General features: G+C 69.5%; 10 protein-coding genes. 5 read left to right on the top strand and 5 right to left on the bottom strand.

Annotated features, from left to right (window positions below; genetic code table 11):
* Positions 1-85 precede the first annotated feature (85 nt).
* Positions 86-934, top strand: coding sequence for a hypothetical protein (locus tag OG542_RS21720; RefSeq protein ID WP_328413108.1), 849 nt, complete (start codon positions 86-88; stop codon positions 932-934).
* 79 nt (positions 935-1,013) lie between these two features.
* On the top strand, positions 1,014-3,068 hold the full coding sequence (locus OG542_RS21715) for a pectinesterase family protein (protein ID WP_328413106.1): 2,055 nt from the start codon (positions 1,014-1,016) through the stop codon (positions 3,066-3,068).
* A 74-nt stretch (positions 3,069-3,142) separates the two neighbouring features.
* Here OG542_RS21715 and OG542_RS21710 read toward each other — a convergent pair whose 3' ends face one another.
* The 4 genes from OG542_RS21710 to OG542_RS21695 all read right to left on the bottom strand — a co-directional run bounded on the left by OG542_RS21710 (position 3,143) and on the right by OG542_RS21695 (position 8,415).
* Entirely contained in the window at positions 3,143-4,177 is a 1,035-nt protein-coding gene (locus OG542_RS21710; protein ID WP_311126448.1) for a glycoside hydrolase family 5 protein, read from the bottom strand.
* Between the two features lie 137 nt (positions 4,178-4,314).
* Complete coding sequence (locus tag OG542_RS21705; RefSeq protein ID WP_328413103.1) at positions 4,315-5,124, bottom strand: hypothetical protein; 810 nt, start codon at positions 5,122-5,124, stop codon at positions 4,315-4,317.
* 131 nt (positions 5,125-5,255) lie between these two features.
* A complete protein-coding gene (locus tag OG542_RS21700; RefSeq protein WP_328413101.1) occupies positions 5,256-6,533 on the bottom strand; it encodes an LmeA family phospholipid-binding protein in 1,278 nt (425 codons plus the stop codon).
* Positions 6,534-6,591: 58 nt separating this feature from the next.
* Positions 6,592-8,415 (bottom strand): bifunctional metallophosphatase/5'-nucleotidase, encoded by a 1,824-nt coding sequence (locus OG542_RS21695; RefSeq protein ID WP_328413099.1) that lies wholly within the window; start codon positions 8,413-8,415, stop codon positions 6,592-6,594.
* Between the two features lie 146 nt (positions 8,416-8,561).
* On the opposite strand from OG542_RS21695, the gene mshD reads away from it, so the two are divergent.
* Positions 8,562-9,488 (top strand): mycothiol synthase, encoded by a 927-nt coding sequence (gene mshD, locus OG542_RS21690; protein ID WP_328413097.1) that lies wholly within the window; start codon positions 8,562-8,564, stop codon positions 9,486-9,488.
* A 34-nt stretch (positions 9,489-9,522) separates the two neighbouring features.
* On the opposite strand, the gene OG542_RS21685 is transcribed toward mshD, so the two are convergent.
* Positions 9,523-10,458, bottom strand: coding sequence for a LysR family transcriptional regulator (locus OG542_RS21685; protein ID WP_328413095.1), 936 nt, complete (start codon positions 10,456-10,458; stop codon positions 9,523-9,525).
* A gap of 164 nt (positions 10,459-10,622) precedes the next feature.
* Here OG542_RS21685 and dnaE point away from each other — a divergent pair, with 164 nt between their 5' ends.
* Both dnaE and OG542_RS21675 read left to right on the top strand, forming a co-directional pair.
* The gene (dnaE, locus tag OG542_RS21680) at positions 10,623-14,219 is read left to right on the top strand and encodes a DNA polymerase III subunit alpha (protein WP_328413093.1); all 3,597 of its coding nucleotides are present in this window, start codon (positions 10,623-10,625) and stop codon (positions 14,217-14,219) included.
* Positions 14,216-14,521, top strand: a complete 306-nt coding sequence (locus tag OG542_RS21675) for a DUF6300 family protein (protein WP_328413091.1) — start codon at positions 14,216-14,218, stop codon at positions 14,519-14,521. Before dnaE ends, OG542_RS21675 begins: the two co-directional genes overlap by 4 nt.
* The last annotated feature ends 103 nt before the right edge of the window (positions 14,522-14,624 follow it).

Below are 14,624 nucleotides of genomic sequence, written 5' to 3'. Positions count from 1 at the left end.
GTACTCACCAGTACCGCAAACTCCCGCTCATGTTCTGACATCTTCACTGCCGTCACAGAACCACAGGCAGGAGTGAGCGACCCCCATGCGTCTCATTCGTAAGTCAACTCTCAAGAAAAGCGGCCTTGTTGCCGCTTCCACCGCCCTCGCCATCACCGGCCTGTTCGCCGGTGCGGGGACCGCAACCGCCGGGCCCGCCGGGGCGACCAACATCCGGGGTGTCGACCCCGGTGACACCGACCGGATGATCGAACGGCTCTGCGGTCAGGAGACGAGCCTGACGGGCGTCTACGGCGCCCTCAACGTCGACACCGGTGAGTTCAAGACCCAGGACGAGTACCTGCGGGACGTCTTCGGGCTGTGGAAGCCCGCCGGGCCGTGGGAGCTGTTCCGCGGCTGGTGCGGATACGCCGAGGCCTCGACCTGGTCCATCAAGGGCGACACCGTCCGCACGTCCCGGTGGATCGGCAACAAGGGCTCCGCCGACGACAAGGAGACCTTCGTCAGCAGCTACAGCACCAAGACGTTCGCCAAGAAGAGTGTCGGCGGAACCATCAGCCTCTCGCTCGCCAAGAGCATCTTCTCCGGCACCGTCGGCGGCAGTGCCGGCTACGAGTGGGGCTGGGAGAAGGAGTCCAAGTTCGAGACCCGCAGCGAGAAGACCATTCCGCCCTGTCGGCAGGTCGCCGTGACCTGGACGCCGTATCAGCGCGTGGTGCGCGTGAACCCCGTCTTCCACGTTGAGGACTACCAGTGGAACAAGGGCGACGGCGACCGGACCGTGCACAGCTGGCGTGACCGGGGGTACCAGACCATCTACTCGCACGGGTACTACATCGACGGCATCTCCGACAAGCTCCTCCCGAGCGGCCAGCCCGACGGCCGTGAGGACAAGATCGAGGAGAAGCTCGACCCCGAGTCCTGCGTCAAGTAAGGCGGATACACCGGCAACCTTTCCGTGTGGGGCGGCGACTGATCAGCGGTCATTCCCCCCACACGGAACGGATCGCCGTATGAGTGAGCCGCGCAGCAAGGCCCGTCACCGCAGAAGCCGCACCGCCCTGGCCGTCACGGTCCCCTTGGCCCTGACCGCCGCCGGCACCCTCGCCTACGGCACCGACCTCGGCGTCCTCGGCGGCACCGGCCGGGAGGCCTCCGCCGCCGCCCCGGCCTGGGCCGCCGACACCGCCGACGGATTCGCCTCCGTCAACTCCCTCGGGCAGAACGGGACGTACGGCGGGCGGGACGGCAAGACCGTCATCGTCAAGACGCAGGCCGAGCTGGAGAAGTACGCCACCGCCGCCGAGCCGTACGTCATCGTCGTCGCCGGGACCATCGCCATGAACCCGGTCGGCAAAGAGATCAAGGTGCAGTCCGACAAGACCATCGTGGGCCAGGGGACCTCCGGGCACATCGTCGGCGGTGGGTTCTTCCTCGGGTCCGGCGTGCACAACGTGATCATCCGGAATCTGACCATCCGGGACGCGTACCAGGGTGTCTGGAACGACAAGGACCATGACTTCGACGCCATCCAGATGGACGGCGCCCACCATGTGTGGATCGATCACAACGATCTGCGGCACATGGCCGACGGGCTCATCGACGTCCGCAAGGACTCGACGAACGTCACCGTCTCCTGGAACAAGCTGAGCGACAACAACAAGACCTTCGGCATCGGCTGGACCGAGAACGTCAAGACCGACATCACGATCCACCACAACTGGATCCGCGAGACCGAGCAGCGCAACCCCTCCACCGACAACGCCGCCCACGCCCACCTCTACAACAACTTCCTCGAGGACGCCGCGGGCACCGACATCAAGTCGTCGTACGGCAACTACTCGCGCGGCGCGACGAAGATGGTCCTGGAGAACTCCTACTTCAAGGGCGTGAAGAACCCCGTCATCAAGGACAGCGGTGCCGCGATCGTGCAGCGGGGGAGCGTCTTCTCCGGTACCAGTGGAAGGAACGAGAGCGGCGGGAGCGCCTTCGACCCGAAGACCTATTACCCGTACACCCTCGACCAGGCCGCCGACCTCCCCTCGATCCTCAAGTCCGGTGTCGGGCCGCGCGCTTCCGTCGGTACGACGGCCGCCACCAAGGCGGCCGCGGCGACGACCCTCACCGTCGCGGCGGACGGCAGCGGTCAGTACCGGACCGTGCAGGCCGCCGTGAACGCCGTACCGGCGAACAACCCCGCCCGCGTGGTCATCGCCGTGAAGCCGGGGACGTACCGGGAACTCGTCAAGGTGCCGTCCAACAAGCCGCACGTCACCATCCAGGGCACCGGCGGCAGCCGCAAGGACACGACCATCGTCTACAACAACGCGGCCGGTACGCCCAAGCCCGGCGGCGGTACGTACGGCACCGGCGGCAGCGCCACCGTCGCCGTCGAGGCCGACGACTTCCAGGCCCGGAACCTGACCATCTCCAACGACTTCGACGAGAAGGCCAACCAGAGCCTCAGCGGGCATCAGGCCGTCGCCCTGCGGACCGCGGCCGACAAGGTGTTCCTGGACGGGATCATCGTCAGCGGCGACCAGGACACGCTGCTGCTCGACACCGCCGCCAAGGACAAGCTGGGGCGGGTCTACGTCAGCAATTCCTACGTCGTCGGCAACGTCGACTTCATCTTCGGGCGGGCCACGGCCGTCGTCGACAAGTCCGTCATCACGCTGAAGAAGCGGTGGGACGGCACCTCGGCCGGTTACGTCACGGCTCCCAGCACGGCCGCCAACCGCAAGGGCATCCTGATCGCCAACACCACGGTCAACGGCGATGTGTCGAACGGCAGCTTCTACCTCGGCCGGCCCTGGCACGCGGGCGGGGACGCCTCGCTCGACCCGCAGACCACGGTCCGCAACACCAGCCTCAGTGCCGCGGTGAAGTCCACGCCGTGGACCGACATGAGCGGCTTCTCGTGGAAGGACGACCGGTTCGCCGAATACAAGAACTCCGGTGCGGGTTCCGGGTCGGCGAACTCCAACCGGCCGCATCTGAGCGACGCGCAGGCCGCCGGCCAGGAGGTCGCGGACTGGCTCGCGGGCTGGACGCCTTCGGCGTCCTGACGGCTCCCTTCCGGGTCCGGCTGACAAGCGCGCCGGACCCGGAAGGGTCACCATGGTGACCCTTCGAAGGACCCTTACTGCTTCCAGGCGTAGTGCAGCCGGTCCAGGCCGCTCTGGTTGTTCACCGTCAGGCTGAGGTTCGTGCCCGTGCCCTGGAGCGTGGTGAGGGAGTAGGTGTCACCGTTGCGCAGGCCGGGCCAGTAGACCGAGCCCAGGCCCAGCTCCCGGATGGTGTCGGTCGCGGCCTGTATGTACGCGACCTCGTTGGAGGTGCCCACCGGGCCGTTGTAGTCCAGGCCGGTGGTCATGGAAGCGCCGAACTCGTCGAGGATCGTGCGCGAGGCGCAGTCGCCGATGCGCGACTTGAAGTCCGCCTTCCACTGGTCGACGCTGGTCCAGTCGGTGTGCCAGAAGCCGTAGTTGTGCAGGGCGAGGCGGGTGCCCTTGAGGCGCGGGTCGGCGCAGACCGGCTTGACGTCCTCGCTGTACTTGTAGCCGCCGATCAGGATCCGGTCACGGGGCACGTTGCGGTGGGTGTTCACCCACGTCGCGGCGATGTCGGTCCACTCCTGGGCGGTGTAGCCGAACGGCTCGTTCATCGGCTCGAAGTACACCTTGGAGTCGCGGGCGTAGGCGGAGGTGATCCGCGCCCACATCTGGTCCCAGGAGGCCTGGTTGTCGATCTTGCCGTCCTTGGCGTTGTCGGCCTCCCAGTAGCCCAGGATGACCTTGAACCCCTTGGCGGTGGCGGCGTCGATCGCGCCCCGGTACGACTTCCAGAAGGGGCCGTTCACCGAGGTCGGGTTCACCGGGAGCCGGACCGTGTTGGCGCCGAGCTTGGAGAATCCGCCGATGATCGCCTTGGACTTGGCGTAGGTGGTGGCGTAGCTGTCGGAGGTGGACAGGCCCGAGGGCACGACCGCGTCGTCGGCGTAGTTGTCGCGCGGGTCGGCCCAGTTGACGCCCTTGAAGTCGCTGACGGGCGGCGGTGTGGCGGGACGGGAGGCAGGCGAGGCGGCAGCGGGGGAAGCGAGCGCTCCGCCGAATGCCGTGACACAGGCCAGCAGCGCCCCCACGCAAGCTGTCCCGCGATGGTTCTTTTGAGACACGACATCCCCTTCTGAGCATGTGCGAAGGTGAGCAGCCCGCAGTCGGACCGCTCAGTGGAGCACGAAGCTAGAAGGAAACTCGAACAGAGGTCAACACATCTGCACACAAAGTTTCATCCAGGCAGCGACACCGGACCTCAGGAGGACTTCTCCCCGTCTGAGGACGATTCCGACATGTCCTTCAGGTTCTTGAGTGCCTCGGCGGAGAGCTGCGTCTCCCCGGCCAGCGCCTTCCGGTAGGACTGCGCCCCTCCGACCTGGGCCATCGGAAAGTCCTTCTCGTACTCCTCCGCCTCGTGGTACGGGTCACCCTGCTTGTTCAGTGCGCTGCGCGCGGCCTTGCCTGCCCCCGCGAACCTGAGCGGCTCGGAGTCCTTCGTGATCCCGTAGAGCATGGCGGCGGCTCGCCGCTGCGTCGCGCTCATGCCGGCGAGGTCCTCCTCGGTCGGATCCTGGCCCTTCAGGGCGGCGGCGACGAGAGGATGGTGCTCGGCGTCGAGCGCCTTGATCAACTCGTCGTACGTGGTCCCGAGGCTCTCGCTCCCCGGGTGCTGGTGCTTCACGTTCGACGTGATGTACGGGGCGGCACCTCGCCCCTTGTTCACCGTGTAGGGACCGAAGGGGCTCTGGCCGGGTCCGTAGGTGGGCGCTGTCTGGCCGCGCTTCTTCTCCCGCTCGTGGGCCCTGCGCAACCGGCTCAGCCCGTCCATCGGCTTCTCCTCGGCCGGGCCTTCGCCGTTGCCGCCCTGGGGCATGCGCTGAACGGCCACGAACGCGGCGTTGCCGGCCGTGCTCTGGAGGGAGACGGCCGCGTCCGGCGTCAGCTGCCCCCCGGCTGCCAGCCGGGCCGCCTGGGCACTGTCGTCGTGCGGCCGGAGCAGGGGCCGGTGGGGGTGTCCGGCCCGCGCGTCCGCCTCCGACTCCGGGGACCTACCGTGCCTGTGCATCCGCATCCTCCTCGTCTCGGGTCCGGTGCGCGCGCCCCAGTCTCCGGGTGATCACAAGGTGCGGACAGTGTCCGAAGGCCAGACTTCCGGGCACGTTCCGCTGCGCGAAAAGCCCTCGGAGCCGCTGTGGCTCAGCCGCCCACCGACAGCCCCGAGCCCGACAGCCGCACCCGGATGCCGTCCTCCTCCACCCGTACGTCCTCCAGCTGTACGTCGCCCTGCTCCGGCTTCGGCAGCTCGAACGCCAGCGCGAGACGGTCGGCCAGGACCGGGCGGGTCAGGCCCGACAACTCGCCGAGGAGGTCGGGGTCGAGGCCCAGGCGCTTGAGCACCTCGGGGTTGTTCAGGGCCAGGTCGATGAGGTTGAGGCGTTCGGCCTGGCGGGCGAAGCGCGGGGAGCCGGTCAGCTCGGCGAGCTTGCCGTTGTCGGCCAGGGCCTCGTTCACGGTCGCCTCGGGCACGCCCATGCGCTGCACGATGGCCGGGACCGACAGCAGCGCCTTGGCCTTCTGGGTCTCCCGGGCCAGGTCGGCGGACGCCTTGGGCGTCAGATGCAGTCCTTCCGAGGCGCGCTTGCCGGGGCGGTAGGTGGCGAGGTCCCCGATGTCCAGGCGCATGCCGCCGATCTCCGTGGCGATGCCCCGCTCCCCCTGCCGCTGGATCCGGGCCTCGGCCCGCAGCTTCAGGTTGTGCCCGGCGACCGGCAGGGTGCCGCGCGCCCGCACCCGGTCCCGGCCCTCGCCGGTGAACGTCACCTGGGAGGCGCCGAGTTCGCGGTTGAGGTCCTCGAAGGACAGCATGACGTCCCCGTCGAATTGGGGGACATCGGCGCCGCGCACGGAGGTCAGGCCGTCGGCGTTCAGCCGTACGTCATGGGCCGTGGCCGACACCCTCGCCAGCGAGACGCGGTCGGCGGCGACGTCCGGGACGGTCAGCTTCACCGACTCCAGCCGTTTGTCGGCGAGCTGGGTGAGGAAGGGGAAGCCGCCGATCTCCACCTCGGGCGCGGCGGCCAGGTCCAGGCGGTCCTTGAGGGTGTCCGCCGCCTTGTGCTCGGCGTACAGCACCGCCCAGCGGTCACCGAGGGCGGCGAACGAGGCGAGGACGACCAGGCCCACCACCGCCTTCACCGCGAGCGGCAGCCCGGCGAAACGATTCTTTCGACGTCGGCCGCCGCGACGGTGATCGGGCGGCGACCACTCCGGCTCCTGCTCGTCCCGCTGCTCCGCGTCCTCGCCGAGGAAGTCCTGCAGAGGGGTCGCCTCCAGAGGCCCGTCGTCGAGGGCGCCGAGTTCGTCGTAGGGATTGCGGGGCTGCTCGTAGGCGTCGAGGGGCTGCCCGGAGGGGTTTTGGGGCTGCTCGGAGGGGTCGTCGGGATGTCGCGTGTCCATGCGGTGGGGGGTGCGCATCGTCTCATCCGACCATGCGCACCGCCCCACCTCGCAACCTGAACCCCATGTATGCGATTTAGTTCACGATCGTGATCCGGTCCGCCTTCGGCGGTGCGAGCGGGTTCGACGCCGAGGAGTTGGCCGTCAGGTACTGCTCCAGCGCGGCCAGGTCGTCGAGGCCGACGACGTCGTTCGTGCCCTGACCCAGCGTCGGGAAGCCGTCGCCGCCGCCCGCGAGGAAGCTGTTCGTCGCGACGCGGTAGGTGGCCGCCGGGTCGATGGCCTTGCCGTCCAGCTTGACCGAGTCGGTGACCACCCGGTCGGCACCGGACTTGGTGAGGTCCAGCGTGTAGGTCAGACCGGACGACACCTGGAGAACCTTCGGTGCCGCCGCGTTCGGGCCGGTCACCTGCTCCTTGAGGACCTGGATCAGCTGGGCGCCCGTGAAGTCCTGGAGGTTCACGGTGTTGGCGAACGGCTGGACCGTGAAGCCCTCCGCGTAGGTCACGACACCATCGCCTTCACCGGCTTTGGCCGCATACGTCAGGGGTGCCCGGATACCGCCCGGGTTCATCAGCGCCAGGTCGGTCTCCGGGTCGAGCTGCTTGCCGTGGGCGAGCTGGGCGTCCGCGATCAGGTCACCGAGCGGGGACTCGCTGCCGGTGTTGCCGATGTCGCCGGAGACGTAACCGATCGCACGGTTGCCGATGGGCGCGGCCAGGGTGTTCCACTTGCTGAGCAGCCGCGTCATGTCGGGCGCCTTGGGGACGTCCCGGGTGACCACGCGGTTCGCCGACTTCACGGCCGTACGGGCGATGTCGCCGGTCTTCCGGTCGTACGTCAGCGTGGTGTCGGTGTAGAGGCGGCCGAAGGACGCGGCCGAGGTGACCATGCGGGGCTTGCCCGCCGGGTCCTCGACGCTGCACACGTACGCGTTGTGGGTGTGGCCGGTGACCAGCGCGTCCACCTGCGGCGTGACGTTCTTGGCGATGTCGACGATCGGCCCGGAGATGCCGTCGCCCGCGCCCGGGGCGTCACAGTCGTAGTTGTACGACGTCGACGCCGGGAAGCCGCCCTCGTGGATGAGGGCGACGATCGACTTCACGCCCTTCTTCTGGAGCTCCTTGGCGTACTTGTTGATCGTCTCGACCTCGTCCTTGAAGGAGAGGCCCTTGACGCCCTCGGCGGAGACGATGTCCGGGGTGCCCTCCAGGGTCACGCCGATGAAGCCGACCTTGACGTCCTTCTTCTTCCACACCCAGTAGGGCTTGAGGATCGGCTTCTTCGTCTTCTCGTCGAGGACGTTGGCGGCCAGGTAGGGGAAGTCGGCGCCCTTGAACCTCTTGTCCGTGTAGCAGCCGTCCTTCGGGTGGCAGCCGCCGTTCTGCAGCCGGCCCAGCTCCTTGGCGCCCTCGTCGAACTCGTGGTTGCCGACGGACGTGACGTCGAGGTCGAGCTTGTTCAGCGCCTCGATGGTCGGCTCGTCGTGGAAGAGCCCGGAGATCAGCGGGGAGGCACCGACCATGTCGCCGCCGGCGGCGGTGACGGAGTACTTCTCGCCCTTGCGGGCCTGCCGCAGATGCGTGGCGAGGTACTCGACGCCACCCGCGTCGATGGTCTTCGTCGTGCCGTCGTGCTGCTGCTCGGTGACCCGGCCGGAAGAACCGGCCGGCGGCTCCAGGTTGCCGTGCAGGTCGTTGAACGACAGCAGCTGGACATCCTGGTAGCGGCCGGGCCAGTGGCCGCCCTTGCGGTGGTCCTCGCCCGCGGTCGCCGACCCCGGCAGCCCCGCGGCGGCCAGCGCACCGACGGTGACGACACCGGCGGCGAGAGCGGCGAAACGGTTCGTACGACGTCTACGGCGCTCCTGGTGCACCGGTGCCGGTGAAGTGGCTGGCATACGCCCCCCTGTTGGGTCTGCTGGGACAGTGATCTCGTCCGGCGCAGCCTAGAGTCAACGCGCGTAGCGCGACAGGTGTTTCGTGGTTACATCCTGGTTGCTTCTTTGCCGCCGATTTGCCGGTGGGGCGCCGTACCCTCGTACGCATGACCAGCGACGACACCGTACGGCCCGGCCGCCCCCGCTCGATCGAGACCCTTGCCGCGCTCTCCCCGGAGCAGACCGAGGCCGTGTTCGGGCTGCTCGCCGAGGCCGCCCGTACGGACGGGCAGCAGGCGGTGTCCGAACAGGGCCGGTTGCAGTTGCGTGGCGGCGAGCGGGAGGGCGTGTCCCATCTGCTGCTCACCGTCGACGGCGAACTCGTCGGCTATGCCCAGCTGGAGGACACCGACCCGGTGGAGCCGCCGGCCGCCGAGCTGGTCGTCCACCCCGGGCATCGCGGGCACGGGCACGGGCGGGCGCTCGGGTCCGCCCTGCTGGCCGCGTCCGGCAAGCGGCTGCGGGTGTGGGCGCACGGCGGCCATTCCGCGGCCCGGCATCTCGCGCAGGTCCTGGGCCTGACCCTGTTCCGTGAACTGCGTCAGATGCGACGCCCGTTGACCGGCTTCGACGCACCCGAGCCGGTGCTCCCCGAGGGCGTCACCGTCCGCGCCTTCGTCCCCGGCCAGGACGACGCGGCCTGGCTCGCCGTGAACGCCGCCGCCTTCGCCCACCACCCCGAGCAGGGCTCCCTCACGCAGCGGGACCTCGACGACCGCAAGTCCGAGCCGTGGTTCGACCCCGCCGGTTTCTTCCTCGCCTTCCGCGGCGACGAACTCGTCGGCTTCCACTGGACCAAGGTCCACGCCCAGGAGGGCCTCGGCGAGGTCTACGTCTTGGGCGTCGGCCCCGGCGCCCAGGGCGGCGGCCTCGGCAAGTCCCTGACCACGATCGGCCTGCGGCATCTGGCGGGGCAGGGCCTGCCGACCGCGATGCTGTACGTCGACGCCGACAACAAGGCCGCGGTGACGGTGTACGAGCGGCTGGGGTTCGAGACGCACGAGGTGGATCTGATGTACCGGACCGAGACGTGAGGGAGTCGGGCGGGGTGGGGAGCTACGACAGGCTCTAAGGCCGCTGCGCCCAGGACGGGCGCCAGGTCTCCCCCTCGGTCGGGCGTGGGCGCGTCGCCAGGAGGTGGTCGCGGAGGGCGGCGAGGCCGGGGTGGGGGTTGTCCGTGCGCCAGAGCAGTGCGTGCGGGTAGACCGGCATCGGGTCACGCACGGGGACGAGGCGCAGGTCGTGGTCGGTCGGCCAGACGAGGGGCGTTCGTTCGCTGAGGAAGGTCGCCAGGGTCGGGGAGGCCGCGATGGTGTCGAGGAGGGCCTCGACGCCGAAGTTGGGGCCGATGGTGTCGAGGGTCGGGCCGAAGGTCGCGGCGAGTTCGTCGTAGTACGCGGCCCACTCCGTGCCGGGCTCGTTGCCCGGCATCCAGATCCGGTGTCCGGCCAGTTGCGCGGGTGTCACCGAGGCGGCCCGGGCGAACTCGTGGCCGGGCCCGACGCACAGGCGCAGCGGCTCGTCGAGGACCGGGACGGCTTCGACGCCGTCGGGGAGCCGATGCCCGGGCATGGTGACGGCACGGAACGTGGCGTCCACGGCCCCGTCCCGCACGGCGGTCAGCGCCGTATCGGCGCCGAACAGCGTGACGACGTCCAGGGCGATCTCCGGATGCGCCAGGTGGAAGTCCCGGACCAGCCCGGCCGTGGCGACCCGGCGCCCCACGACATCCACCCGTAGCGCACGGTCCCCGGGGCTCACCGCGGCCACGGCCCGTTCCTCGGCCTGGAGCAGGGCCCGGGCGTGCGGCAGGAGCGCCTGCCCGTCGATGGTGAGGTCCGCTCCCCGGGCCGTGCGCACGAGCAGCCGCACCCCGAGGTCCTTCTCCAGCGCGGCGATCCGCTTGGAGACGGCCTGCTGGGTGAGGGACAGATCGAGGGCGGCCTTCTGGAACTGCCCGGAGTCGGCGATCGCGACGAACGCTCGTACGGCTTTGAGGTCCACGTCGACAGCCTAGCCACACAACAAGAGGTTGTTCAGCATACGCGTGTCGGTTGTTTGATCCCGGGGTGACGGGTTCGTTTTGATGAGTAGCCGTCTCCCCGGAGACGGCATGAACAACTATCAGTTGTATCAGAACCTTCCCTGTTCTCGGAGGTGCGCCCCACATGCCGGACTCCTTCGTCCACCTGCACAACCACACCGAGTACTCGATGCTCGACGGTGCGCAGAAGCTGCGGCCGATGTTCACCGAGGTGGCCCGGCAGGGCATGCCCGCGATCGCGATGAGCGACCACGGGAACATGTTCGGGGCCTACGAGTTCGCGCAGACCGCGAAGGGCTTCGGGACGGTGAAGCCCGTCATCGGTATCGAGGCGTACGTGGCGCCCTCCTCCCGGTTCTCGCGCAGGCAGGAGTTCTGGGGGCCGGGCGGTCGCCGGGCCGTCGGGGAGGACGGGGAGGGCTCGAAGGACGTGTCCGGCGGCGGCCGTTTCACCCACATGACCATGTGGGCGTACAACGCCCGGGGGCTGCGGAACCTGTTCCGGCTCAGCACACAGGCCAGTTACGAGGGGCAGTTCCCGGCCGGTAAGCCGCGCATGGACCGTGAACTGATCGCCGAGCGGCCCGACGGCATCATCGCCACCACCGGCTGCCCCTCCGGGGAGGTCCAGACCCGGCTGCGGCTCGGGCAGTACGAGGAGGCCAGGGCCGCCGCGGGCGCCTACCAGGAGATCTTCGGCCGGGGGAACTACTTCCTGGAGCTGATGGACCACGGCCTCGCCATCGAGCGCGAGGTCCGGGACGGGCTCCTGCGCCTGGCCAAGGACCTGGACCTTCCCCTCCTCGCCACCAACGACGCCCACTACGTCACCGAGGACCAGGCCGACGCCCACGACAACCTGCTGTGCATCGGCGTCGGCAAGAACAAGGACGACCCGCGCCGCTTCCGTTTCAGCGGCTCCGGCTACTACCTGAAGCCGGCCGCCGAGATGCGCGCCCTCTTCGCCGACCTGCCCGAGGCCTGCGACAACACGCTGCTGGTCGCCGAGCGCGTCGAGTCGTACGACGAGGTCTTCGGCCAGGTCGACGAGATGCCGCGGTTCCCGGACGTGCCGGAGGGAGAGACGCAGGAGTCGTGGCTGCGGAAGGAGGTCCTGACGGGCCTCATCCTGCGCTACGGGGATCCGGTGCCGACGCGGGTCCTGGAGCGGTTCGAGACCGAGATGGCGGTCATCGGGCCGATGGGCTTCAGCTCGTACTTCCTGGTCGTGGCCGACATCTGCCGGTATGCCCGTGCCAACGGCATCCCGCTCGGCCCGGGCCGCGGCTCGGCCACCGGCTCCCTCGTCGCGTACGCCACCCGCATCACCGAACTGTGCCCGCTGGAGCACGGGCTGCTCTTCGAACGGTTCCTGAACCCCGAGCGCATCAACCCGCCCGACGTCGACCTCGACTTCGACGACCGGCAGCGCGACCGGATGGTCCGCTACGTCATCGACAAGTACGGCGACGAGTACACGGCCCTGGTCAACACCTTCGGCCGGATCAAGGCGAAGAACGCGATCAAGGACTCCGCGCGCATCCTGGGCTACCCCTTCGCCCACGGCGAGCGGATCACCAAGGCGCTCCCGCCCGACCAGAACGGCAAACCCGCCCCACTGGACGCGATCTTCGACTCCTCCCACCCACGCTATCCGGAGGCCGGCGAGATCCGGCAGCTGTACGACGGCGAGCCGGATGTGAAGCGGGTGATCGACACGGCCCGTGGCGTGGAGGGCCTGACGCGCGGCACCGGTGTGCACGCCGCCGCGGTGATCCTCTCCAAGACCCGGCTGACCGACCGGATCCCGCTGCATCTGCGGGCCTCCGACGGTGCGCGCATCACCGGCTTCGACTACCCGTCGTGCGAGGCGATGGGCCTGGTGAAGATGGACTTCCTGGGGCTGCGGAACCTCGGCGTCATCGACCAGGCCATCGAGAACGTCCGGGAGAACCGGGGCATCCGGCTGGCCACCGTCGACCCCGGGGACGGCGACCCGGGCACCGTCGTCATCCCGCTCGACGACGCCCGCACCTACCGGCTGCTGGCCGACGCCAACACCCTCGGTGTGTTCCAGCTCGACAGCGGCGGCATGCGCGCCCTGCTCAAGCTGATGGCACCCACCCGCTTCGAGGACATCGCCGCGGCCAACGCCCTGTACCGCCCCGGCCCGATGGCCGCCAACGCGCACACCAACTACGCCCTGCGCCAGAACGGCAAGCAGGCCCCGACCCCGATCCACGCGGAGCTGAAGGACGCCCTCGACCCGATCCTCGGCTCCACCCACCACCTGCTGGTGTACCAGGAGCAGATCATGGCCATCGCCCGGCAACTGGCCGGCTACACGCTGGGCGGCGCGGACATGCTGCGCCGGGCGATGGGCAAGAAGAAGCCCGAGGTGCTGGCCGCAGAGTGGGAGAAGTTCCACGGCGGCATGCGGGCGAACGGTTACTCCGACGAGGCGGTCCGGGCGCTCTGGGACGTGATGCTGCCGTTCTCCGGCTACGCCTTCAACAAGTCCCACACGGCCGGGTACGGCCTCGTCTCCTACTGGACCGCCTATCTCAAGGCCAACCATCCCGCCGAGTACATGGCCGCCCTGCTCACCTCGGTCGGCGACGACAAGGACAAGGCCGCGCTCTATCTCGCCGACGCTCGGGCGAACGGCGTGCGGGTGCTGCCGCCCGACGTGAACGAGTCGGTGGCGGAGTTCGCCGCGGTCGGGGACGACGTACGGTTCGGTCTGCGGTCCGTGCGCAACGTCGGCGACGGTGTCATCGAGGCCGTCGTCGACGCCCGCCTGGGCAACGGGCGGTTCACGTCCTTCTCCGACTTCCTGCACAAGGCCGGTCTGCCCGCGCTGAACAAGCGGGCGGTGGAGTCCCTGGTCAAGGCGGGCGCCTTCGACTCGCTCGGGCACTCCCGCAAGGGCCTGACCGCCGTGCACGAGGCCGCGATCGACGCGGTGATCCCGGTGAAGAAGGCGGCGAGCTTCGGCCAGGACGACCTGTTCGCCGGACTGGGCACGTCCGCTGCGCACACTCCGGCCTTCGGCCTGGACTTCCCCGTGGACGAGGAGGAGTGGCCGCGCCGCCAACTGCTGGCGACCGAACGGCAGATGCTGGGCCTGTACGTCTCCGCCCACCCTCTGGACGGTGCCGAGCGGATCCTCGCCGGCGCCCGCGACTGCTCCATCGCCGAACTCCGCGCCTCCGGCCGCACCTCGGGGGAGGTACGGCTGTCGGGGCTGATCACCGGGGTCCAGCGCAAGGTGACCAAGCAGGGCAACGCCTGGGCCGTCGTCCACCTCACGGACCGGGACGGCGGTATCGATGTGCTGTTCTTCCCCGCGGCCTATCAGCTCGTCCAGCACGCGCTGACCGAGGACGACGTCGTCTCCGTACGCGGCAGGATCGAGGACCGTGACGGCACCCTGAGCCTCTTCGGCAGGGAACTCGCCGTGCTGGACGTGTCCTTGGCCGAGCAAGACGGCAGTCCCCCGGTCCATCTCGCCCTGCCGGCGCACCGGATCACCCGGCAGTCCGTGGACGAACTGAAGCGGATCCTCACCGACCATCCCGGCGGCACCCCGGTCCGTCTCCGGGTCCGCGGCACCCGCAGGACGACCGTCTACGCCCTGCACACCACGGTGGATCCCAGCACCGTCGCCTCGGACGTGAAGGGCACGTTCGGTGCGGACGCCTGGGTGGGCCTCGCGTGACGCCCCTGGTCTGCGCCCGCTGCGCGGCCCCGGCCCTGCTCGCCGTGCGCTACCCGCACGCCTGGCGCAACAGCTCCGGCGAACGGGTGGAGGGACTCAGGGAGTCGGTGCTGTGCGGGTCCTGCGACACGGACGACCCGGCGGCGGCCGCGTTGCTTGCCCACCTCGCCGAGGACGGCCCGCCGCCCCCGCCCGGCCTCGTTGACGCCGTCGACGCCTGGCTGACCACCGCCCGCCACCGCATCCCCGACCCCGCCACCCTCGACACGGAGGAGACCCTCTGGCGGACCGGCGACCTGTAGCCGGCTCACCCAGCTGCGGGCAATCGTGCCGCTAGGGGCGGCACGGGTGGGCGGTGGGGGTCCCCCCGCTCGAGCGAAGCCGAGAGTGGGGGAGGCACCCCGC

The organism is Streptomyces violaceus, assembly GCF_036014075.1.
Classification (GTDB): domain Bacteria; phylum Actinomycetota; class Actinomycetes; order Streptomycetales; family Streptomycetaceae; genus Streptomyces; species Streptomyces violaceus.
This window is presented reverse-complemented; position numbering and strand designations above follow the sequence as displayed.